Source organism: Pseudomonas sp. TWP3-1, from assembly GCF_049896625.1.
Taxonomy (GTDB): Bacteria; Pseudomonadota; Gammaproteobacteria; order Pseudomonadales; family Pseudomonadaceae; genus Aquipseudomonas.
Genome location: NZ_JAFCUQ010000005.1, coordinates 96,241 through 118,525, shown reverse-complemented (window position 1 = coordinate 118,525; position 22,285 = coordinate 96,241). Strand labels below are relative to the sequence as shown.

The window sequence follows — 22,285 nt, the reverse complement described above, 5'->3', positions numbered from 1 at the left end:
TTGTGATGACGGGGTTGGCAAAGGTATGCGCTTTATCGTGGGTTTTTCGGGCCTGCTGGCAGCTGTGTTTCTGCTGGTTGCTTGCGAGCGGCAGGACGCAGCGCCGCTCGACCAGCAGCTCTACATCTGGCAACGCCAGTGGACGCCGGCCCACGAGCCTGCGCTCAAGGACAGCCGCGGCGATTTTTCGACGTTGCGCGTGTTGGCGTTGCAGGCCTTCCCGCGTGCCGGATGGAGCCGTGCGCGAATCAATGCACAATTGCTCAAGGACGATGGCCGCCCGCTGATTGCAGTGATCCGTCTCGACGGTCAGCTCAAGTCATTGGATCAGGATCAGGTTACCGCGCAGATCCTTCAGGTTATTGATGACTGGCAGCAGCAGGGCCTGACACTCGCCGGGGTGGAGATTGACCACGATGCCGGGAATGCGCGGCTGCCGGCCTACCGCGAATTCCTTGCACATCTGCGTTCTGCGTTGCCCGCATCGTTGCCGTTGAGCATCACCGCACTGCCGGCGTGGCTCGACAGTGCGCAACTGCCAGCCTTGTTGGCCACGGTCGACAGCAGCGTGCTGCAGGTGCACGCGGTCAGTGATCCACGGCGCGGACTGTTCGATCCGCAGCAAGCGCAACGTTGGGCAAAAGCCTGGGCGCGAGTCACGCAAAAACCCTTTTATCTCGCTCTGCCCGAGTATGGCATGGCGCTGCTGCCGGACGACGGCGGGGCGCCAGTGGTGGAAAGTGAAGTGCCGGTCGGGCAGGGCGGGGAGCGGCGGGAGTTGCTTGCCGATCCGTTGCAACTGAGCCAATTCGCCCAAGCGTTGCGTGACGATCGTCCGTCGCATCTGGCAGGGCTGATCTGGTTCCGCCTGCCGCTGGCACATGATCGCCGGGCGTGGAGTCTGACCACGTTGCGCGCGGTGTCCAGAGGCGATGCGTTGACCAGCCATTTCGCTGTGACGATCACCGCGCAAGGCGATCTGTACGACATCAGCCTGGGCAATCAGGGCAATCTCGACGCGCCCTGGCCCGCGCGATTGAGCGTGGCAGTCAGTGGCTGTGAGGGGGCGGATGCACTGGCCGGTTATACGTTGCAACAAAGCCCGGATCTGCTTACCTTCACGCGCCTGCACGACGGTCGGTTGCCGGCGGGCAAGCAGCGCGCCATCGGTTGGGCGCGTTGTGCACATATTGATCAAGGAGCTTCGCATGTTGACCCGTAACTGGCCCCGCCATCTGCTTTGTCTGAGCCTCAGCCTGCCGCTGGGTTCGGCGCTGGCCTGCGGCCCGGATTTCCCGGCGCGCCTGCTCGATAACCGTGGGCAGACCATGTCGGAGCTGCCTGCGGGCAATTTCAACTTCGAGATCAATCGTCTCGGCAAGTCCATCGCCGGGCTGAAGAATCTGACTCCCGACGCTGACAGTCCGGGTACGCTCTACGCCGAACCGAGCGACCCCGCCGAGCAACGCGACAAAGCGGAAATGTCCGGCTTGAGCGGGCCGCAGCAAGCGTTGGTCCGGAGCCTGCGCGGCTTGAGCGATGCGCGGGAAGCCTTTGCTCAGGGCAGCAATCTGCCAGCGGAAATCCGTCTGTACGTGGCCGGTGCGGTGGCGTTCAACGCAGGCAATCAGCAACTGGCGGTCGAGTATTTCCGCCAACTGCTGGCGCTGCCGGCCGAACAGCGACCACTGCGCAGCACTTGGGCGGCGTATTCCGCAGGGCGCGCGCTGTATGCCATGAGTGCCGAGGCGAACGATCGGCTGGAACCGCTGGAAGAGGCTATTGCTGCGTTCCGTCAGGCACGGCAACTGAGCATCGACGGTTTCAGCGATCCGCTGGGGCTGGGCGTTGCCAGCCTCGGTGAAGAAGCGCGGGCAGAGCGCTTCGCCGGGGGCTGGGATCGCGCCATCGAACTGTATGCGGCGCAGAGCGTGCATGGCTCGATGGTCGGATACACCTCGTTGAAGCAGTTGGCCAACGAATTGGCAGAAATGCCCGAGCCAGAATTGGCGCAGTTGATGCGGCATGAAGGCGTGCAGAAACTGCTGACGGCGTACTTGGTCAGCCGTCTCGGCTGGTCATATGGCGAAGAACCGCCGAGCGAGAAAAAACTGGTCAAACTGCTGCAAAACAGCACGCGCGGCAGCCTCGACAATGCTGATCGACTGGCCGCGATGAATTATCGCCAAGGCGATTACGCCAGTGCCAAGGGCTTTCTCGAACACGCAGGGGACAGCGGTCTGGCCTGGTGGCTGCGGGCGAAACTGGCGGTGCGCGATGGCGATAAAAATGCCGCAGCGGCCGCCTATGCCAAAGCCGCGCAGGCGTTCCCGCAGGGCGAATCCTGGGGCGAACGACGCACCACGGACTGGGCGCTGGAATCGCTGCAACCGAAGTGCCGGGTCGAAGGCGAGAGCGCAATTCTCGCCCTGCAACGCGGCGAATACCTGCAAGCCTTCGATCAGTTGTATCGCAGCCAGAGCATCTACTGGTTCGACGCCGCGACAGTGGCCGAGCGGGTGCTGACGGTCGATGAACTCAAGCACTACGTCGACACACAAGTGCCAGCGCCTCCTGCGCTGAGCCAGCAGGATCGCGATAATTACGTACCGTTGGCGGTGGCAGCGAGCCTGCGCAATCTGCTCGGCCGGCGCCTGCTGCGCGAAGGGCATTACGAGGACGCGGTCGGTTATTTCGACAATCCCGATTTGCAGAACAAGGCCAGACTCTACGGCCAGCAACGCCTGAAGGCTGATTCGGCATGGTGGCCGACCAAACGTGCCAGCGCGCTGTACAACGCCGCGTGGACGGCCCGCGAGTGGGGCATGGATATTCTTGGCTACGAGATGGCGCCGGATTACGCGACGTTCGGCGGCAATTACAGCCTGGAAACCACCGAACTCAAGGTCGGGCCGTTGGTGGCTGAGGCCGAGGTACAACGCCAGAAAGCCAGTCAAGCGCAGCCGGATCAGCGTTACCACTATCGATTCGTCGCCACCGCGCTGGCCAGTCGTGCGGCGGATAACTTGCCGCATACCAGTCAGGCATTCGCCGCTGTGTTGTGCAATGCCGCAGGCTTCAACAGCAGCATGGCAGAGCAAAGTGCTATTTATCAGCGTTATGTGAAGGAAGGCCCCTACATGCCGTGGGGTGGTTATTTCGGCCAGCAGTGTCCGTATCCCGACTTCGAAAACGCCGACAAGCGTTACGTGACGCAAGTGACGGACTCTGTGCGCTCAACGCTGCGGCCATATAAATGGCCGGTGCAGATCGGTGCGATTGTGTTGATCACCGGCGTTGCGTTGCTGCTGATCACCCGTCGTCAGCGCAAGGCGCGCAAAGCCTAAACCTGCTGAACGAAGGTCAGGCGTACGGCGAAGCCGATCAACAAACTGCCGAACAGCCATTGCTGCAGGCGCTGGGCGGTCGGGTTGTGATGCAACCAGCGACCCAGCGCCGCGCCGGTCACGGCGTAGGCGCTGTCGAACAACAGCCCGATGCCAACCAGCATGGCGCCGAGCACAGCGAACTGCGTCAGCACCGGCGCGCCGTCGGCGACGATGAATTGCGGCAGCAACACTGAGCAGAACAGCAGCGGTTTGGGATTCAGCAGGTTGGTCAGCAAGCCTCGGCGAATCGCCTCGCGCCATTGCGCCTTACGCTCAGGTACGGCGCTGGCGTTGATTTCCGGCAACAGCGTGCTGCGCAGGCACTGAATGCCGATCCACAACAGATACGCCGCACCCGCCAGACGCACCACATCAAAGGTCCACGGCGCAGCCTTGAACAGCGCCGCCAGGCCTAACGCGGCCAACGCCACATGACACGCCCGCGCCACCGCCAAGCCTGTCGCGGTGGCCAATGCCGCACCGCGACCCTCGCGGGCGCCGGTTTGCAACAGCAGGATCATGTCCGGCCCGGGCAACAGATAAACCACCGCCAATGCCAGGAAAAACAGCCAGAGATTTGCCATGTGGCGCGCCTTTCGTTGTCGATTCGGTCGTTTCAGTCTATGGCCGAAGGGCGGGGCAGGTGCGTGCGTAGTCAGCTTCAAAAAGCCTTCAGGTTGGCATAATCTGCTGCTTTTCTCCGTTGTCACCATCAGGATCTGCCAAGCATGAAACTCGACGCCTTCGACCGCAAGATTCTCGCCGCACTGCAACGTGACGGCCGCCTGAGCAACGTGCAACTGGCGGACGAGATCGGCTTGTCTGCCTCGCCGTGCCTGCGCCGGGTACGCATGCTGGAGGAGGCGGGAGTGATTCGCGGCTATCAGGCTAATCTGGATCGCGATGAAGTCGGGCTGGGGCTGACGGTGTTTGTCGGGGTGAAAGTCGAACGGCACAACGATGAACAGGCCGAGGCGTTTTACCGCGCGGTGACGGCGCTGCCGGAAGTGATCTCGGCGTTTCTGGTGTCTGGCGAATCGGATTTTCTGCTGCAAGTGGTGGTGCCGGATCTGCGCGCGTATGACCGCTTTCTCAGCGGTTGTCTGTTGAAGCTGCCGGGCGTGAGTGACATCCGCAGCAACTTCGCGATTCACACGGTGAAAGCGCCGGGTGCGTTGCCGCTGGAGCATCTGCCGACCTGAAGCTGTTCTGCCCCCGCCCCGAATATTCGCGCAACGCTTCAGGCAAGCGACAGGTTTCGCGTCCCTGAATAGCGCAAATGAATACAAATATTTCACGACTTTCGTTATATCGTAACGCTATGTGCGATGTACCAAGGGTTGTCGGGGGAATATGCAAGTCGATCTGGAGCTGGAAGGCACGCAAGTGACCGGTCTGCCGCGCTTTCAACAAGCAGCGGCGCAGGGCCGCTGGTTGCGGCGATGGGTTCTCGGGCTGGGTGGATTGGCCGGGGCCGGGTGGGTGCTGGCGTTTTTTGCCGGGCTGTTTGCGCCGCAGTCGCTGTGGCCTGCGCTGCTGGTCAACCAGAGTGCAGCGTTGCTGGTACTGGTTGCCGGAATGCAGTCTGCTCGATGGGTAACCGAGTGGCGCGCGCGGGTGCTCAATCCGGTGGCGGCGGTGCTGGTTGCGCAAGAGCCATCTGCGCCGCAGGGTTGGTACGAACGGCTGCTCGATCGCATGAGTCAGCGCAGTCTGCATCTGCTCGGGCAGATTGGCGCGGCGACGTTGTGGCTGGGTGCCTGGGCACTGTTGATCCTCTTCAGTATCGAGCAGGTATGGAATCTTGCGCTGCCAGCTGCTGCCGTGGGTTTGTCGGCGACGGTGGGTGCTGCGATTGCGCTGTTGCTGGCGTTCGGTTTGCTGGTGCTGGAGCGGCAACTGGCGCAGGAAAATCCGACGCAGTGGCCCGAAGCCGGAACGCTGGCGCAACTCACGCGCGTGGCAATCATCAGTCTGGTGCTCGGCGCGGTGTGTCTGCTGTTCGCCAGTGACAGCGCTGTTTGGCCAGTGCGCCTGGCGGTGTTGATCGGCATTTTGCCGGGTTTGGTCGCGCTGGAGTTTCTGCTGCGCGCTGTGCTGTCGCTGTTCAGCCCGCGCCGTGAACAACTCGAACCGTCGTTGCTGGCGCGCAGTTTTGTTGCGGATGTGCTGCGTTGGCCGCCGCGACCGCTGCTCGCTTTACAGCACGAATTGCACAACCGCTTCGGCATCGATCTACGGCAGATCTGGGCCTTCAGCTATATGCGCCGGGCGTTTTTGCCGGTGCTGGCGTTGGTGGCGGCGGTCGGGTGGCTGCTCACCGGCATTCACGAAATTCCGCTGCAAAGCCGGGGCATTTACGAGCGTTTCGGCAAACCGGTGCAGGTGTTCGGCCCGGGTTTGCACGCCGGTCTGCCGTGGCCGTTGGGACGCGTACTTAACGTGGAAAACGGCGTGGTGCATGAACTCGCGACCAGCGTTGGCGAGAATCCTGCGCCGGTGCAACTTGATCCCACTGAAGGTCCCGCGCCGCTGAGCGCCAACCGCTTGTGGGACGCCAGCCATGTCAACGATAAGTCCCAAGTGATCGCCAGCAGCCGGGGCGATCAGCAGAGTTTTCAGATCGTGAATATGGACGTGCGCTTCGTCTATCGCATCGGCCTGACCGATCAAGCCGCACTGGCGGCGACTTACAACACTGCCGATGTGCCGACGTTGATCCGCAGTACTGCGAGCCGAATCCTGGTGCACGACTTTGCCTCGCGCACCCTCGACGGTTTGCTCGGTCAGGACCGGGTAGGGCTGGGCGAGGAGATTGGCCAAGCGGTACAAAGTGATCTGCAAAAACTCGACAGCGGCGTGGAAATTCTTGCCACCGTGGTCGAAGCGATTCATCCACCGGCCGGTGCGGCCAATGCCTATCACAGCGTGCAAGCGGCGCAGATTGGCGCACAAGCGCTGATCTCGCGTGAGCGCGGCGCGGCTGCGCAAGCCAGTAATCAGGCACAACTGCAAGCCAGCCTCGCGCAGGATCAGGCCAGCGCCAACGCTCGTGAAACCAAGGCCACGGCGCGCGCGGCGGATCTGAAATTCAGCGCCGAGCAAAAGGCCTATGCGAGCGCCGGTCAGGCTTTTGTGCTGGAGCAATATCTCAGTCAGCTCAGCCAAGGCTTGAGCAACGCCAAGTTGCTGATACTCGACCATCGCCTCGGCGGCAGCAGCAATGCGCCGACCATCGACCTGCGTACGTTCACGCTGCCGGCTGACCCGACGCCGGCGCGCACCACCGCTCAACCAGGAGTCGCCCATTGAGCCAGTCGCACACTCACGATCACCATGACCACAGCGGCCACGGCCACGGTCATGCTCATGGCGGCGCACATCACGGCCATCACCACCACCATCATGGCGCGCCGGAAGAAGCCGGGCCGTTTCCTTGGCGGCGCATGGGTTGGGCCGCATTGCTGGTAGCGTTTGCCATTGCCGCGGCGAGTCTTGTGCAAGTGCGCTCCGGTGAAGCGACGGTCATCACACGTTTCGGTAATCCGTCGCGCGTGTTGCTGGAGCCGGGTTTGAGCTGGCGCTGGCCGGCACCGTTCGAAGCGGCGATCCCGGTCGATCTGCGCCTGCGCACCACCTCCAGCGGTTTGCAGGATGTCGGCACGCGCGATGGTTTGCGCATCATTGTTCAAGCCTACGTAGCGTGGCAGGTGCAGGGCGATCCGCAGAATGTGCAGCGCTTCATGCGTGCGGTGCAGAACCAACCGGACGAAGCAGCGCGGCAAATTCGCACCTTTGTTGGCTCGGCTCTGGAGACCACCGCCAGCAGTTTTGATCTGGCGAATCTGGTGAACACCGATGCCAGCAAAGTACAGATCGCCGATTTCGAAGCGCAGCTGCGTCAGCAAATCGATCAGCAATTGCTCGCCACTTACGGCGTGCGCGTGGTGCAAGTTGGTATCGAACGATTGACCTTGCCGTCGGTAACGCTCACTGCAACCGTCGACCGGATGCGCGCCGAGCGTGAAACCATCGCCACCGAACGCACGGCCATCGGCAAACGTGAAGCGGCGCAAATCCGTTCTGCTGCCGAGCGCGATGCGCGAATTGTGCAGGCGGATGCCACAGTGAAAGCGGCGGAAATCGAAGCGCAATCGCGAGTAGATGCCGCGCAGATTTATGGTCGCGCCTACGCCGGTTCGCCGCAGCTGTATAACCTGCTGCGATCGCTGGATACCCTCGGCACCATCGTTACTCCGGATACCAAATTGATCTTGCGCACCGACGCCGCACCATTTCGCGTGCTGGTGGATGGCCCGCCAACTCTCGACAGCAAAACCGGATCGCAGCCATGAGTGAAGTTCCACGTGGAACAAACTCGCTAAATAGCCCGTGGATTCAGGCCGGACGTTTGGCATTTTGGGCGCTGTACGCGGTGACCATTCTGGCGGCACTGGCTTGGGCATTCTCCAACGTTCGGCAAATCGACCCGCAGAACCGCGCGGTGGTTTTGCACTTCGGCGCACTGGATCGCATTCAAAACGCCGGTCTGTTACTGGCCTGGCCACAGCCGTTCGAACAAGTGGTTCTGCTACCAGCGGCAGACCGCGTCATCGAACGCCGAGTGGAAAACCTTCTGCGCAGCGACGTCGCTTTGCAGGCTGATCGCGTAGCAACCTTCGCCACTCCGCTGAGCGATGCGCTGGCCGGTTCTGGTTATTTATTGACCGGTGACGCCGGAGTGGTAGAGCTGGATGTGCGGGTGTTTTACAAGGTCACTGATCCATACGATTTCGTGCTGCAAAGCGATCACGTGCTGCCGGCGCTGGATCGACTGGTCACGCGCAGTGCGCTTGCCCTGACCGCGGCGCGCGATCTGGACACCATTCTGGTCGCGCGACCAGAACTGATCGGCTCCGATAGTCAGGCAGCCGAACGACGCGAACGACTGCGCGGTGATCTGGTGCAAGGCATCAACAAACGTCTGGCCGAATTGAAGGCCAGCGGGCAGGGCATCGGCATTGAAGTGGCGCGAGTCGATGTGCAATCGAGCCTGCCCGAAGCGGCGATCAGCGCTTTCAATGCGGTGCTCACCGCCAGTCAACAAGCCGACAAAGCGGTGGCCAATGCCCGTACGGAAGCCGAAAAAGCCACTCAATCTGCCAACGAACGAGCTGACCGCACGCTGCAAGTCGCCCACGCGCAGGCCGGTGAACGCCTGGCTCAAGCCTCGGCTGACACGGCCACAGTGCTGGGTTTGGCCAAGGCGCAACAGCAAGGCACCGATCCGCAAATGCTCCTGCGTTTGTACCGCGAGCGCATGCCGAAGATTCTCGGCCAGGCCGGTTCGGTAACTACGGTCAATCCGAAAGACGATTCCCGCCTGATCATTCAGGGAGCCAGTAAATGAGCGCGACCACCGCTGCACCGAGCCTGCTGTCCTCGGCCGAACAACGCCGCGCCGCGCGCCAACTGACTTTGGCCATGCTCGCTCTCGGCTTGCTTGGTTTAGGGTTGATCTGGCGTTGGCTGGTGCCCGAGCAAACCGGCGTCAGTCAGTTACTGCTGGGTTTTGCTTCTTTATTAGTCGCGGTACCGGTGATGCGCTCGGCGTGGTACAGCCTGCGTTATCCGAGTTTGCATGGCATCACCGATCAGTTGATCGCGCTGGCCATGCTCGGGGCATGGGCGACCGGTGATCTGCTGACGGCGGCGCTGCTGCCGATCATCATGATCTTCGGCCACGTGCTGGAAGAGCGCAGTGTGATTGGCTCGCAAGAGGCGATTCACGCACTGGGCCAATTGACCCGCAGCCACGCGCGTAAAGTTCAGGCCGACGGCTCGATCATCGAAGTCGATAACGGCACGCTCAAGGCTGGCGACAAGGTTGAAGTGCGCGCGGGTGATCGCGTACCGGCCGACGGTCGCGTGCTCTCGGGTCAGGCGAGTCTCGACACGGCTTCGATTACCGGCGAGTCGGTGCCGGTCGAGGCGGGCGTCGGCATGGCGGTGTTCGGCGGGGCGATCAATCTCGATGGGCTGTTGCGCATTGAAGTGACACGCACCGGGGACGAATCGACGCTGGGCAAAGTCATCGCGCTGATGCAGAACGCTGAGCGCTCGAAGCCACCGATCACTCGGTTGCTGGAGCGTTATGCCGGCAGCTACATGGTGCTGGTGTTGCTGCTGGCTGCGGTCACCTGGTTCATTACCAATGACGCGCAAGCGATGCTCGCGGTGTTGGTGGCGGCATGTCCATGCGCGTTGGTGTTGTCGGCGCCGGCCACGGCGATTGCCGGCGTGGCGGTCGCGGCGCGGCATGGGATCCTGATTCGCAGCTCGGCATTTCTGGAAGAGTTGGCTGACCTGACTTCACTGGTGGTCGACAAGACCGGGACGCTGACTTACGGGACTTTGCGTTTGCAGTCGATCGACGCCGCGGGTGCGGATGAACATTCGGTGAGGGCGCTGGCCGCGAGTCTCGGTGCCGCCAGCAGCCATCCGGTCAGTCGGGCGTTGGCGGGGTTAGTCAGTGCCGAACAGGTTCTGCCGCTGACTGATGTTCACGAACGCCAAGGCCTCGGTGTAGTGGCGATGACTGCACAGGGTGAAGCGGCTTTGGGCCGTCCTGAATTGTTCGCGCAACTGGGCATTGTCACCACAGCAGTTCCCGAACACGACGGACCGATTGCCGGTCTGGCGCTGAACGGGGAATTCCTTGCCTGGCTATTGCTGGCTGATACGGTGAAACCGGAAGCCAGATTTGCCTTGAACGAGTTGCGCGAACTGGGTCTTGGGCGGCAACTGCTGTTGACCGGCGACCGCCAAAGCGTCGCGCAGACACTGGCCCGGGATGTCGGCCTGCATGAAGTCGAAGCTCAGGCGCTGCCCGAAGACAAACTCAACCGCGTACTCAAGGAAATCGATAACGGCTTCCGGCCGATGGTGGTCGGTGACGGCATCAACGATTCGCTGGCGCTCAAGGCCGGCGTAGTCGGCGTGGCCATGGGTGCGGGCGGTGCGGACATCGCGTTGGCGTCGGCCGACATCGTGTTGATTGGCAGTGACCTGCGCCGGCTCGGTACGTGTGTGCGCCTCAGTCGCCAGTGCCGACGTACTTTGCAGGTCAACGTGATCATCGGTCTGGGCTGGACGCTGGCCATCGTTGTGTTCGCCGCGTTCGGCTGGCTCGGCGCTGCGGGGGCGATGATCGCGGCGTTGTTGCACAACCTGAGCACGCTGCTGGTGCTGGGCAATGCCGGGCGTTTGTTGCGTTTTCAGGAACCGCTGCTAAAGCTTAAACAGCAGAACTGATCGTTTCGTGGACCCTGATGCAAGGATACGGAGGCTGTTGCAGCCTGCGCGGCTGATAGATCGCGGCGATCAAATCGATAGCCAGCTATTTTTCAAGGATGGTCTACCCTCAGATCAGACGTCTGAAACAAGGGGGGATATTCCATGCTCGCGCAACTTCCACCGGCCTTGCAGAATCTGCAGCTACCGCTTCGCCTGCGACTCTGGGACGGCCACGAATTCAATCTGGGGCCGGCGCCCAGCGTCACCATCGTGGTCAAGGATCCACAGATGGTCAGCCAACTCACCCATCCAAGTCTGGACGCGCTGGGGGCAGCGTTCGTCGAGGGTAAGCTCGAACTTGAGGGTTCGATCAGCGAAGTCATTCGGGTCTGCGACGAGTTGAGCCAAGTGCTGCTCGGCACCGATGATGGCAGCCAGCCTGTGCGCGCGGCGCACGACAAGGAAACCGACGCCAAAGCCATTTCCTATCACTACGACCTGTCCAACGCGTTTTATCAACTGTGGCTGGACAGCGACATGGCGTATTCCTGCGCGTATTTCGAAACCGGCAGCGAATCCCTTGAGCAGGCGCAGCAGGCCAAATTTCGCCACCTGTGCCGCAAGCTGCGCTTGCAACCAGGCGAGTATCTGCTGGATGTCGGTTGTGGCTGGGGCGGACTGGCGCGCTATGCCGCGCGCGAATTCGGCGCCAAAGTGTTCGGCATCACCCTGAGCAAAGAACAACTGGAACTGGCGCGTGAGCGGGTCAAGGAAGAAGGTCTGGAAGATCTGGTCGAGCTGCAACTGCTCGATTATCGCGATCTGCCCCAGGACGGACGCTTCGACAAAGTGGTCAGCGTCGGTATGTTCGAACACGTCGGCCACGCCAATCTTGCCGAGTACTGCAAAACCCTGTTCGGCGCGGTGAAGGAGGGTGGCCTGGTGATGAACCACGGCATCACCGCCAAGCACATTGATGGCCGCCCGGTCGGACGCGGCGCCGGGGAGTTCATCGAGAAATACGTGTTCCCCAATGGCGAGCTGCCGCACCTGTCGATGATCTCGGCCGAGATCAGTGATGCAGGGCTGGAGATTGTCGACGTCGAAAGCCTGCGCCTGCATTACGCGCGTACGCTGGATCACTGGAGCGAGCGGCTGGAGGACAATCTCGAAGCCGCTGGCAAGTTGGTTCCCGATCAGGCGCTGCGCATCTGGCGTTTGTACCTCGCCGGTTGCGCCTACGCGTTCGCCCGTGGCTGGATCAATCTGCACCAGATTCTCGCGGTCAAAGCCCACGCCGACGGCAGCCATGAACTGCCATGGACCCGCGACGACATCTATAACCCCTAGCGCTAGAGAATCGGTGAAATCAGCCGGGCGATGCGCATGCCGAGTTGTTGCAGGCGGTGCAGTTCCCGGCTTTCGTCTTTGGCGATTTCGCAGGCCTGGTCAAAGTCGGCGTTGAGCATGTGTTCCACGCTGGCGGCGAACTCGCTGTCGACCGTCAACAGCATCACTTCGAAATTCAGCCGGAATGAGCGGTTGTCCAGATTGGCGCTGCCGATGGCGCTGATTTCGCTGTCGATCAACACCACCTTCTGATGCAGGAAACCTGGCTCGTAGCGAAACACCCGCACGCCGGCGCGCACGGCTTCGAACGCATACAGGCTGGACGCCGCGTAGACGATGCGGTGATCGGGGCGCGACGGCAGCAGCAAGCGCACATCAACCCCGCGCAGGACTGCCAGACGCATCGCGGCGAATACCGCTTCGTCTGGAATGAAGTAGGGGCTGGTGATCCACACCCGCTCGTTGGCTGCGTGGATTGCTTCGACGAAGAACAGTGAACAGGTTTCGTAGGCATCCGCCGGGCCGCTGGCGAGCAATTGGCAGAGCACGCCATCCTCCGGGTAAGCGTCCGGCAGGATCAGCGGCGGCAGCGTGCGTGCAGCCCAGAACCAGTCCTCGGCGAATGACTCCTGCATGCACGCCACCACCGGGCCGCGCACTTGTACATGAGTGTCGCGCCACGGTGCCAGCGGCGGTTTTTCACCGAGGTACTCGTCGCCGACGTTATGCCCGCCGACGAAGCCGATCAGACCGTCGACCACGACGATCTTGCGGTGATTGCGGAAATTCACTTGAAAGCGATTGAGCCAGCCGCTGCGGGTGGCGAAGGCTTTGACCTCGACACCGCCGTCGCGCAGGCTTTGCACATAGCTTTTGGGCAGAGCGTGGCTGCCGATGCCGTCGTAGAGCAGATGGATCGCCACGCCTTCGGCGGCTTTCTTCAGCAACAGATCGCGCAGGCGCTGGCCGAGACGGTCGTCATGAATGATGAAGAACTGGATCAGCACGGCTTCGCGCGCGGCAGTGATGGCTGCGAAAATCGCCTCGAATGTGGCGGTGCCATTGATCAGCAACTGCACTTCATTGTTGGCCAGACATGGCATGCGCCCGAGTTTCGGCATCGCACGCAAGGATGCGTAGGCGCTGGATGCGCGGGCGGCGAGGGCTTCTTCCACCCATGGCCGCCAGTTGAGTTCAGAGATCGCCTGACGCATGTGCTCGTTGGCCTGGCGTCGTGCCTTGATGTAGCCATCAAAGGTGCTGCGGCCGAACACCAGATAAGGAATGAGCGTGAAGTAAGGAATGAAAACCAGCGACAGCGCCCAGGCAATCGAGCCTTGCGCGGTGCGTACGGTCAGCACCGCATGAATCGCGGCGATTGAACCCAGGGTGTGTATAAGGGCGATCAGATAACCGAAAATGTGCGGTCCAAAATAATCCATGGGGCAACCTTGCTCCGGAAGATGCAATGCTTAACAGACCATGTTCCTTGGCGATTGTCGCTATTTAGTTTCTGCTGGCAAAGCCCGGCATGAACCGAAACAATTGGCCGACGTCTAACGGCCACTACTGATCAGGAGTTACTCGATGAACGTTCGTCTGCTGGGTTTGGCGCTGGGCCTGGGTTTGGCTTTGCCGGTGATTGCTCAGGCGCAGATGTTGCAGCCGGGGTTGTGGGAAATGACATCGAGCAACGTCAAAGTCGATGATCAGCCGATGGATGTGCAATCGATCCTCGGCCAGTTGCAAGGGCAGATGACCCCGCAGCAGCGCGCAGCGCTGGAGAAGCAGGGCATCAATATCGGCGGTAAAGGCATTCGTGCCTGCCTGACGCAGCAGCAGGTCGCGACCGACGATATTCCGTTGGCGGACCCGCAATCGGGCTGCAAGCAGCAGATCACCGACCGCACCGGCAACCAGTGGAAATTCCGCTTCAGTTGCCCGAAAGCTCAGGGCACTGGCGTGGCTACTTTCCTCAGTGATCGTGAGTTCACCACGGTGGCCAACGGCACGTTCAATGCGATTGGTATTCAGCAAAAGGGCAGTCTTGAGACCCGCGCAGTGTGGTTGGGTCAGGATTGCGGCACGGTTAAACCCCGAGCCTGACAAAGCATCGCCAGCAGGCTGGTTCCCACAGGAGAAATGCATCTTCCTGTGGGAGATTCTATGTTTGAGGGGAAGCCGCCAAACCTGTTTTTGACTGAGTCCATATCCGTTGCTGCGGTAACGGCTTCCTAGGGTTCCGCCCTGACGGCGGGTCACCTTTTTCAAACGCCAAAAAGGTAACCCAAAAGGCTTTACCCTGACGTTCGGCCCTCGCTGTGGCTCGGGTTCCTTCGCTCCGGGATTGATCCGGGGGCATCGCCTCCGGTTTGCTTCGCTGCACCTCCTCTCGATGTGTTTGGCTGCGCCAAACGGTCGCTGCGCTCCCACCCCCGGATCAATCCCTCTACTCAGCCTGCCGACGGGCGCTCGAGATCAAGAGCGGTACTCGAGCTAACGCTCATTGTGGTGAGTGGTGAAAAGCGACGTGCGGTTTTCGGGTGGACCTAAACCTTGTGGGAGCTGGCTTGCCAGCGATGGCGGCCTTATAGCCGACCAATCTCTTGCTGATGTACCCAGTTCCCACTATGGGAGCCAGCCTGCTGGCGATGGCCCATTTATGCTCAGCGCATAAACCGCAAGGGTAAGCCCTGACACCCATCGTTGACCCGATTGCCATCCCAGGCAATTTGCCCCGATACCAGCGTCGTCGTCACTCGATGTCGAAAGCTGCGTCCAGCAAACGGCGTCCACCCGCACTGCGACAGAATCGGCTGTCGATCCACCTCCAGCATCTGCGGCTGCATCAACACCAGATCCGCCCAATAACCTTCGCGCAAATACCCTCGATCCGGAATCGCAAACAGGTCCGCCACGCGGTGACTGGTCTTTGCCACTAACGTAGTGATCGGCAATACACCGTCTGCCACCAATTCCAAGAGCGCCGGCAGCGCATGTTGCACCAGTGGCAAACCGGACGGTGCCTGATCATATGGCCGCTGCTTTTCCGCCCAGGTATGCGGCGCGTGATCGCTGCCGATTACGTCAAGCCGATTGCCGAGCAGCGCCTGACGCAACGCATCGCGATCAGCCTGGGACTTGATCGCCGGATTGCATTTGATCTGATTGCCGAGGGCTGGGTAATCACGGTCATCAAACAGCAGGTGATGCAGGCAGACTTCGGCGGTGATGCGTTTCTGCGCCAGCGGTTGGTCCTCGAACAACTGCAGTTCGCGCGCCGTGGTCAGGTGCAAAACATGCAGGCGCGTGCCATGACGCTTGGCCAGATCCACCGCCAGCGATGAAGAGCGGTAGCAGGTTTCGGCATTGCGGATCAGCGCGTGAGCGGCGGCGGGCAGATGGGCGCCGAACAACTCGCGCAGGTTCGCGGCATTGGCATCGATGCTCGGCGTGTGTTCACAATGGGCCAGCAGAATCGTCGGCACCTCGGCGAACAGTCGCTCCAAGGTCTTGGGATCGTCCACCAGCATGTTGCCGGTGGAGGCGCCCATGAATACTTTGACCCCGGCCACTTCACACGGATTGAGCGCGGCGACGGTATCAAGATTGTCGTGGCTGACGCCGAAGTGAAAGCCGTAGTTGGCCACCGAACTCATCGCCGCCCGACGCTTTTTATCGGCCAGCGCATCAAGTGTGAGCGTCGCGGGATTGGTGTTGGGCATGTCCATGAAACTGGTGATGCCACCGGCCACCGCCGCGCGGGATTCGGTGTAGATACTGCCCTTGGCCGGAGCGCCGGGTTCACGAAAATGCACCTGGTCATCGATCATTCCCGGCAGCAGCCACTGGCCGTCGGCATCGATTTCCAGCGTGGCATTTTCATCCTCGATGCTGCGCGCGATCTTGACGATGCGACCGTTGCTGACCAGTAGATCGCCATCGAATTCGCGTCCCTCATTCACCAGTCGCGCATTGCGAATCAACACACTGCTCATAATTCAGAACTCGTTCTGCAAGGCTTTGTAGCCGCGCACCAGATCGACGTTGGTGCGCGCCACGTCCTCGGAAAACTCCGAAGCGCTGACGCTCACTGGCGGGAATTGCGAAAGGTCGGTGCCCGGGCCGATGCGGGTGGTGGAGGGTACGTAGAACGCGTCCGGCAAATCGCGGCCATCGACCACCGAGTTGTGCCGCACCACGCAACCGTTGCCGACCACGCAATTGAACAACACGCTGTTGAAGCCGATGAACACCCGGTCGCCGACCACGCACGGGCCATGCACGATCGAGCGATGGGCGATGGAGCTGAACTCGCCGATGGTCACTGCCGCACCGGATTTGGAGTGGATCACCACGCCGTCCTGAATGTTCGAATTGGCACCGATGGTGATCGGCTGCATCTCGCCCGATGCGTCTACTTCATCCGCGCGGATCACTGCGTAAGGGCCAACGAATACGTTCTCACCGATCACGACTTTGCCGCAGATGATCGCGGTTTTGTCGACGTAGGCTGACTCGGCAATCTGCGGCAAATCGCCGGAAGGATTTTTGCGGATCATGGCTGGCTCAGTGCTTGGTAAAGTGTGTTGAGGTTGTATTCGAACAGGCCGGTAAACGTGCTGGCCGGGCCGCTGGCGGCGAGCGCATCCGAATACAGCGTGCCGCCAATGTGCGTGCCACTTTCCTCGGCAATCTGTTTGAGCAGGCGCGCGTCCTTGATGTTTTCCATGAACACCGCTTTGACTTTGGCCTGACGAATCTGCGTGATCAGCGCGGCAACTTCGCTGGCGGATGGCTCGCGTTCGGTGGACAGCCCTTGCGGCGCCATGAAGTCGATTCCATACGCCTGCCCGAGATAACCGAAGGCATCGTGGCTGGTGACGATCTTGCGATTGCCCGGCGGCAGTGAACCGAGTTTGGTTTTGGCCTCGGCGAGCAGGGCGTAGATCTGTTTCAGATAGGCTTGGCTGTTGCGCTCGTAATCAGCCTTGTTGGCCGGGTCAGCGGCGATCAACGCTTTGGTGATGTTGGCGACATACAGTTCGGCATTCGCCAGGTTGTGCCAGGCGTGCGGGTCGGGAACGGTTTCGCCGTCCTCATCCAGCGCGCGTGGAATCACGCCTCGGCTGGCGCTGATCACCGTGGCTTTGGTCTCGGTACTGGTCACCAGTCGATCCAGCCACGGCTCGAATCCGAGTCCGTTTTTAATGATCAGCCTGGCTTTGAGCAAAGCCTTGGCATCGTCCGGTGTTGGCTCGTAGGTGTGGGCGTCGGCATCTGCACCGACCATGTTGGTGATCTGAATATGCTCGCCGCCGACCTGCTGCACCATGTCAGCGAGGATGCTGAAGCTGGTGACCACCGGTAATTTTTCCGCCGCCGATAACGACATCGACAGCATCAGGCTGAATAGCACGAGTAGAGCGCGCATCGGGAGACACCTCATTGGGATGTGAGCAAAGGCGGGCGGCGCAGCAAACCGTGCACCGGGCCGAACACTACGGACAGCAGATAAGCGCAACCCGCCACCAGCACGATGGCCGGGCCGCTGGGCAGTGAGTAGTAGAACGACAGCAGCAGTCCGAGCCATACCGAGAGGCTGCCGATCAATGCGGCGATGGCGATCAGCGTCGGCAAATGGCGACTCCAGAAGCGTGACGCGGCGGCGGGCAACATCATCAATCCGACCACCATCAACGCGCCGATGGCTTGAAAACCAATCACCAGATTGAGCACCACCAAGGTCAGAAACACGCCGTGGGCAAGCGGCCCGAGGCGGCTGACAGTGCGCAGGAAAAGTGGGTCGAGGGTGTCGAGCAGCAGTGGTTTGTAGATCAGCGCCATGGCGATCAGGCTGAGTGCCGAGACCCATAACATGCCGGTGAGCGTCGGGCCGTCGACGGCCAATGCCGAGCCGAACAGCAGATGCAGAAGATCCAGGCGCTTGCCGGCTATACCGAGAATCAGCACGCCGCTGGCGAGGGAGATCGGGTAAATCGCGGCGAGGCTGGCGTCTTCGCGCAGGCCAGTGCGGCGGGTGATCCATGCAGCAATTCCGGCCATGCTTAGCCCGGCGCCGAGGCCTCCGATGGTCAGGGCGGGCAGACTTAGTCCGGCGAACCAGAAGCCGAGCGCAGCGCCAGGCAGGATGCCGTGGGCTACGGCATCGCCGATCAGACTCATGCGCCGCAGTATCAAAAACACCCCGAGCGGGGCTGTGCTGCAAGCCAGAACCAGACCGCCGATCAGGGCGCGGCGCATAAATACAAAGTCCTGGAACGGTTGCCAGAAATGCGCGATGGCCTGCATCAGGCCACCTGCGTGTGAGGAGTTTGCTGGATCAGTTCGGCGCTGTTGCCGAACACGCAGCCGCTGTTTTTGATCAGCAGGGTTTGCGGTATGTGTTGGCGCACGGCGGCGAGGTCATGACAGACCACAACCAAAGTCCGACCTAGTTCGTGCCATGTGTGGAGGTGCTGCCAGAGCAAAGCCTGACCGAGTTCATCGAGTGCCGCATGCGGTTCGTCGAGCAACAGCACAGGCGTATCGGCCAGACTCAGACGGGCGAGTAGGGCGCGTTGCAGTTCACCGCCGGAGAGCGCCATCAACGGACGTCGTTCGAGGCCGCTCAGGTGCCAGGCATCGAGTGCCTGCGCCAGACGTTGTGCCCGAAGTTGCGTCGAAAGTCTGCGCCCCCAGAATCCGGCGGCTACCAGTTCTTCAAGACTGATCGGGAATTGTCGATCCAGATGCTGTTGTTGCGGCAGGAATGACACACCGCTTTGTCTCGGCACGCTCAAGGCGACTTTCCCGGACAATGGTTTCTGCAAACCGGCGATGACTTTGAGCAAGCTGCTTTTACCGCTGCCATTAACGCCAACGATGGCGGTGAGGCTACCACTCTCCAATTGCAGATTCAGGAGTGGGGTTAGCGGTTGGCCGGGCGCACCCCAGCTCAGACCTTGGCAGCGGATCATGCTTGCTCCCGCCGCCAATGCGTTTCGGCAACTGCGTCATGGGCGTGCAGGCTTTCGGCGTGGATCACGCGTACGTGGAACTCGCTGATTCCGGGTGAGCGTCGCAAGGCAAGATTTAGCCGGCGCGCGGCGTCTTCGCAGAACATCAGGTTCTGGCCGTTGGCGAGGGCGAAGGCTTGTTCGTCGGCGCGTTTTACCGCGGTTTGCACAGCGGTGCCTAGCGCGGCTTCGGCGTCGTTGATGATTGCAGTCAGCGGCAGTTCATCGACGAAATCTTCCAGATGCACATGAATTTGCGCAGTGCTGCGTTGGCTGTGAGGGGTGGCGACAATGCCCTGAGTCGAGCCGAGCCAAGCCAAAACGTCCGCGTGCTCCAGCGACTTGTTGGCGAAATCGTCGACGAATTGCTGTTGGATAAGTTGTCTGGCTAGCGCCGCTGAGCAAGGGCAAGTCGAGGAATATTGCACGCCAAGTGTGAGTTCCACGTGGAACATCTGGTTTTTCAGACTGGCTGCGATGCAGACCGGATAGGCTTTCCATCCGCTCAGAGGACTGATCAGAGCAGGACGTTTCAGCAGCAAACTTGTGTGAATGTTGAGGTAGGCGTTATTCGACAGATCCGCATGCGTATCGAGGAAACATTGCAAAACTCCGCGCAACAGTCCCGGGGTGAGATTGCGCTGTTCCAGTTTCTCCAGCGCCAGATACAAGCGCGACATGTGAATTCCGCGCGCTTCGCCGTTATCGAGACTGACGCCTGCATCCACCTTGGCAGCTAAACGCTGGCCTTCGATTAAAACAGGCAAGGCGATGCCATGCATTCCCACCCATTCAAGGGGCAACGCTTGGCGAGCGGCTTGCGCGGCGATATCCGGCAGCGTCAGCGCATTCATGATTTGGTCCGTTGTGATGATTGAAATTGATGTTACATTATAACAATACAATCAACGACCAATTTTTCATGAACAAGCTTTCATCGACGCAAGCGCTGGTTGAGCGGGCGTTGATTTGGCGACTGCCTGATAAGGATTACCCCCGTGTCTATCCCACTTCCAGTGACCGTTTTATCCGGCTTTCTCGGCGCCGGAAAAAGTACATTTCTGAATTACGTACTACGTAATCGTGACAATCTGCGCGTAGCTGTAATCGTCAACGATATGAGCGAGATCAACATCGATGGCAGCGAAGTTCAGCGTGATGTCAGCCTGAATCGTGCAGAAGAGAAACTGGTCGAGATGAGTAACGGCTGTATCTGCTGTACGTTACGCGAGGATTTGCTGGAGGAGGTCAGCAAGCTCGCCGGCGAAGGACGTTTCGACTATCTGCTGATTGAGTCGACCGGCATCGCCGAACCCATGCCAGTCGCCGAGACCTTCACTTTTCGTGATGAGCACGGCCAGAGTCTGGCCGACATCGCCCGTCTCGACACCATGGTCACTGTGGTTGATGGCATGAACTTCCTGCTTGATTACCAGGCAGCGGAAAGTCTCGCGTCTCGCGGGGAAACACTCGGTGAAGAAGACGAGCGCTCCATTACCGATCTGCTGATCGAGCAAATCGAATTCGCCGACGTCCTGCTGATCAGCAAGATCGACTTGATCAGCCGGCGTGATAGGGAAGAGCTCACCGCTATCCTCAAACGTCTAAATGCCCATGCCGAAATCATCCCTATGGTCATGGGCGAAGTGCCGCTGGAGAAAATCCTCAATACCGGCCGCTTCGACTTCGAAAAGGCAGCCCAGGCACCGGGCTGGTTGCAGGAGCTACGCGGTGAGCATGTCGCGGAAACTGACGAATACGGCATCGCGTCATTTGCTTACCGCGCACGCCGTCCATTTCACCCGCAGCGTTTTTTCAGTTTCATCGACCGCCCGTGGCTGAATGGCAAACTGCTGCGTTCGAAAGGCTTCTTCTGGCTCGCGAGTAAACCGCAGGATGCCGGCAGCTGGTCGCAGGCTGGCGGCTTGATGCGTCATGGTTTTGCCGGACGCTGGTGGCGCTTCGTGCCAAAAGATCAATGGCCGCAAGACGAGGAAAACACCGCGGCGATCATGGAAAACTGGACGAGCGATGTCGGAGATTGCCGCCAGGAGCTGGTGTTCATCGGCCAGAACATCGATTTCCTGCAGCTCGCGTCGGAACTCGACAGCTGCCTGCTGACCGATGAGGAAATGGCGCTAGGCACCCAGGGCTGGCAAGCGCTGCCGGACCCATTCGGCCCTTGGCACGAAGAGGCTGCCTGATGCTCGCCCTGAAACCGCTGCAATCCACAACGCGCCATCAGCATCACGGCCGAGGCCCCCAAGCCTTGGCGCGAATCCTTGAAGATGAAGTGAATCTCACGGTCTGGCAGCGTCAATTGCCGTTGCACATTAGCGATTTCGCCAACCTGTTACTGTCGCTCAACCAACCCTACGCCGAGTCGCTGCACCTGGAGTTGGCTGATGAAGACGCTGAGCCGGATCTGACGAGTCTGGTCACCGGATTGCGCGAGCTTGAAGGCTACGAAGGTTTTATCGCGGATCTGAAATGGCTGGTCAGCGCCTTCGCCTGCCTGCTCGGTGCGCGACGCATCGGCTTGCGCCTGCGGGTCTTGGATGCGGCGATGTGTCCGCGCTTCCACGTCGACCATGTACCGGTGCGGCTGATCACCACCTATGCCGGCATCGGCAGCGAGTGGCTGAAAGAAGGCGCGATGGATCGCCGGCAACTGGGAAAACCGTTGAGCGAACCGCAGGAAAAATCGCTGATTCAACAACTGGCCAGCGGTGAAGTGGCGTTGCTCAAAGGCGAAAAATGGAGCGGCAACGAAGGTTTCGGTCTGATCCACCGCTCGCCACAACCAGCGCCGGGCGAAAGGCGGCTGATACTCACCCTCGATTGGCTCGGCTAACGCCTCAAGGCTTGAGCCATTTGCCCTGGCTTTGCGCCTCGCAATACGGCTGCAAATACGCCGCGTCGGTGGCCACGCCGTAATAGTGGATATCCTGGCGATAAGGCATATTGGCGACTTGCGCGTTGCTGCACACGCCGAAAGCCCCGGTCGGGCATTGGTCGACGTACTGCACGTCGACTTTCTGCCCGGCCAATGCGGGTTTGCAGAAGCCGTCGCTGAAGAGTTTTTCCGGGATGTTGCGGTTCTGCTGGCAGACCTTCACGTCGAGTCGCTCGGCCTGGCTGTGCACCACGCAGGCTTGCGCCAAGGCCTCGCCCGACATCAGTGCCAACAGCAACGACCATCCCATCCACCGCATCTTCAACCTCCAGAAA

Annotated in this window: 20 protein-coding genes; 11 read left to right on the top strand and 9 right to left on the bottom strand. The window is 60.6% G+C overall.

Annotation, left to right across the window (positions count from 1 at the left end; genetic code table 11):
- Positions 1–25: 25 nt before the first annotated feature.
- Together ACP7BN_RS09355 and ACP7BN_RS09350 are read left to right on the top strand one after the other, a co-directional pair.
- Positions 26–1,222 carry a DUF3142 domain-containing protein gene (locus ACP7BN_RS09355; protein WP_426203469.1) on the top strand — a complete coding sequence of 399 codons (1,197 nt, stop codon included), beginning with the start codon at positions 26–28 and terminating at the stop codon, positions 1,220–1,222.
- Positions 1,209–3,347, top strand: a complete 2,139-nt coding sequence (locus ACP7BN_RS09350; RefSeq protein WP_426203467.1) for a hypothetical protein — start codon at positions 1,209–1,211, stop codon at positions 3,345–3,347. Before ACP7BN_RS09355 ends, ACP7BN_RS09350 begins: the two co-directional genes overlap by 14 nt.
- Here ACP7BN_RS09350 and ACP7BN_RS09345 read toward each other — a convergent pair.
- A complete protein-coding gene (locus ACP7BN_RS09345) occupies positions 3,344–3,973 on the bottom strand; it encodes a LysE family translocator (RefSeq protein ID WP_426203464.1) in 630 nt (209 codons plus the stop codon). The two genes, ACP7BN_RS09350 and ACP7BN_RS09345, sit on opposite strands and share 4 nt — an antisense overlap.
- Positions 3,974–4,117: 144 nt before the next feature.
- Here ACP7BN_RS09345 and ACP7BN_RS09340 point away from each other — a divergent pair, with 144 nt between their 5' ends.
- The 6 genes from ACP7BN_RS09340 to cfaB all read left to right on the top strand — a co-directional run bounded on the left by ACP7BN_RS09340 (position 4,118) and on the right by cfaB (position 12,035).
- Positions 4,118–4,591, top strand: coding sequence for an Lrp/AsnC family transcriptional regulator (locus ACP7BN_RS09340; protein ID WP_420649363.1), 474 nt, complete (start codon positions 4,118–4,120; stop codon positions 4,589–4,591).
- A 151-nt stretch (positions 4,592–4,742) separates the two neighbouring features.
- A complete protein-coding gene (hflK, locus tag ACP7BN_RS09335) occupies positions 4,743–6,701 on the top strand; it encodes a protease modulator HflK (RefSeq protein WP_426203460.1) in 1,959 nt (652 codons plus the stop codon).
- The gene (hflC, locus tag ACP7BN_RS09330; RefSeq protein WP_426203458.1) at positions 6,698–7,744 is read left to right on the top strand and encodes a protease modulator HflC; all 1,047 of its coding nucleotides are present in this window, start codon (positions 6,698–6,700) and stop codon (positions 7,742–7,744) included. Before hflK (ACP7BN_RS09335) ends, hflC begins: the two co-directional genes overlap by 4 nt.
- Entirely contained in the window at positions 7,741–8,799 is a 1,059-nt protein-coding gene (hflK, locus tag ACP7BN_RS09325) for a protease modulator HflK (RefSeq protein WP_426203456.1), read from the top strand. The genes hflC and hflK (ACP7BN_RS09325) overlap by 4 nt, the downstream gene beginning before the upstream one ends.
- A complete protein-coding gene (locus ACP7BN_RS09320; RefSeq protein ID WP_426203453.1) occupies positions 8,796–10,703 on the top strand; it encodes a heavy metal translocating P-type ATPase in 1,908 nt (635 codons plus the stop codon). The genes hflK (ACP7BN_RS09325) and ACP7BN_RS09320 overlap by 4 nt, the downstream gene beginning before the upstream one ends.
- A 144-nt stretch (positions 10,704–10,847) precedes the next feature.
- Entirely contained in the window at positions 10,848–12,035 is a 1,188-nt protein-coding gene (gene cfaB, locus ACP7BN_RS09315) for a C17 cyclopropane fatty acid synthase CfaB (protein ID WP_426203451.1), read from the top strand.
- Between the two features lie 2 nt (positions 12,036–12,037).
- Here the strand turns inward: cfaB and cls are convergent, their stop codons facing one another.
- Positions 12,038–13,477, bottom strand: coding sequence for a cardiolipin synthase (gene cls / locus ACP7BN_RS09310; protein WP_426203449.1), 1,440 nt, complete (start codon positions 13,475–13,477; stop codon positions 12,038–12,040).
- A gap of 145 nt (positions 13,478–13,622) precedes the next feature.
- Here cls and ACP7BN_RS09305 point away from each other — a divergent pair, with 145 nt between their 5' ends.
- Positions 13,623–14,141 (top strand): DUF3617 domain-containing protein, encoded by a 519-nt coding sequence (locus tag ACP7BN_RS09305; protein ID WP_420649356.1) that lies wholly within the window; start codon positions 13,623–13,625, stop codon positions 14,139–14,141.
- 560 nt (positions 14,142–14,701) lie between these two features.
- On the opposite strand, the gene ACP7BN_RS09300 is transcribed toward ACP7BN_RS09305, so the two are convergent.
- Genes ACP7BN_RS09300 through folE2 form a run of 6 tightly spaced genes read right to left on the bottom strand, consistent with a single transcriptional unit; the run spans position 14,702 to position 19,908 of the window.
- On the bottom strand, positions 14,702–16,033 hold the full coding sequence (locus ACP7BN_RS09300; protein ID WP_426203446.1) for a dihydroorotase: 1,332 nt from the start codon (positions 16,031–16,033) through the stop codon (positions 14,702–14,704).
- 3 nt (positions 16,034–16,036) lie between these two features.
- Entirely contained in the window at positions 16,037–16,597 is a 561-nt protein-coding gene (locus tag ACP7BN_RS09295; protein WP_426203443.1) for a carbonate dehydratase, read from the bottom strand.
- Complete coding sequence (locus ACP7BN_RS09290; RefSeq protein ID WP_426203442.1) at positions 16,594–17,469, bottom strand: metal ABC transporter substrate-binding protein; 876 nt, start codon at positions 17,467–17,469, stop codon at positions 16,594–16,596. The genes ACP7BN_RS09295 and ACP7BN_RS09290 overlap by 4 nt, the downstream gene beginning before the upstream one ends.
- Positions 17,470–17,480: 11 nt before the next feature.
- A complete protein-coding gene (locus tag ACP7BN_RS09285; protein ID WP_426203439.1) occupies positions 17,481–18,347 on the bottom strand; it encodes a metal ABC transporter permease in 867 nt (288 codons plus the stop codon).
- The gene (locus ACP7BN_RS09280; RefSeq protein ID WP_426203436.1) at positions 18,347–19,015 is read right to left on the bottom strand and encodes a metal ABC transporter ATP-binding protein; all 669 of its coding nucleotides are present in this window, start codon (positions 19,013–19,015) and stop codon (positions 18,347–18,349) included. Before ACP7BN_RS09280 ends, ACP7BN_RS09285 begins: the two co-directional genes overlap by 1 nt.
- The gene (folE2, locus tag ACP7BN_RS09275; protein WP_426203434.1) at positions 19,012–19,908 is read right to left on the bottom strand and encodes a GTP cyclohydrolase FolE2; all 897 of its coding nucleotides are present in this window, start codon (positions 19,906–19,908) and stop codon (positions 19,012–19,014) included. The genes ACP7BN_RS09280 and folE2 overlap by 4 nt, the downstream gene beginning before the upstream one ends.
- 144 nt (positions 19,909–20,052) lie before the next feature.
- Between folE2 and zigA the strand changes: the two genes are divergently transcribed.
- Entirely contained in the window at positions 20,053–21,258 is a 1,206-nt protein-coding gene (zigA, locus tag ACP7BN_RS09270; RefSeq protein ID WP_426203431.1) for a zinc metallochaperone GTPase ZigA, read from the top strand.
- Positions 21,258–21,908, top strand: coding sequence for a DUF1826 domain-containing protein (locus tag ACP7BN_RS09265; protein ID WP_426203430.1), 651 nt, complete (start codon positions 21,258–21,260; stop codon positions 21,906–21,908). The genes zigA and ACP7BN_RS09265 overlap by 1 nt, the downstream gene beginning before the upstream one ends.
- A gap of 4 nt (positions 21,909–21,912) precedes the next feature.
- Here the strand turns inward: ACP7BN_RS09265 and ACP7BN_RS09260 are convergent, their stop codons facing one another.
- Entirely contained in the window at positions 21,913–22,269 is a 357-nt protein-coding gene (locus tag ACP7BN_RS09260; protein WP_426203427.1) for an NADH:ubiquinone oxidoreductase, read from the bottom strand.
- Positions 22,270–22,285 lie beyond the last annotated feature (16 nt).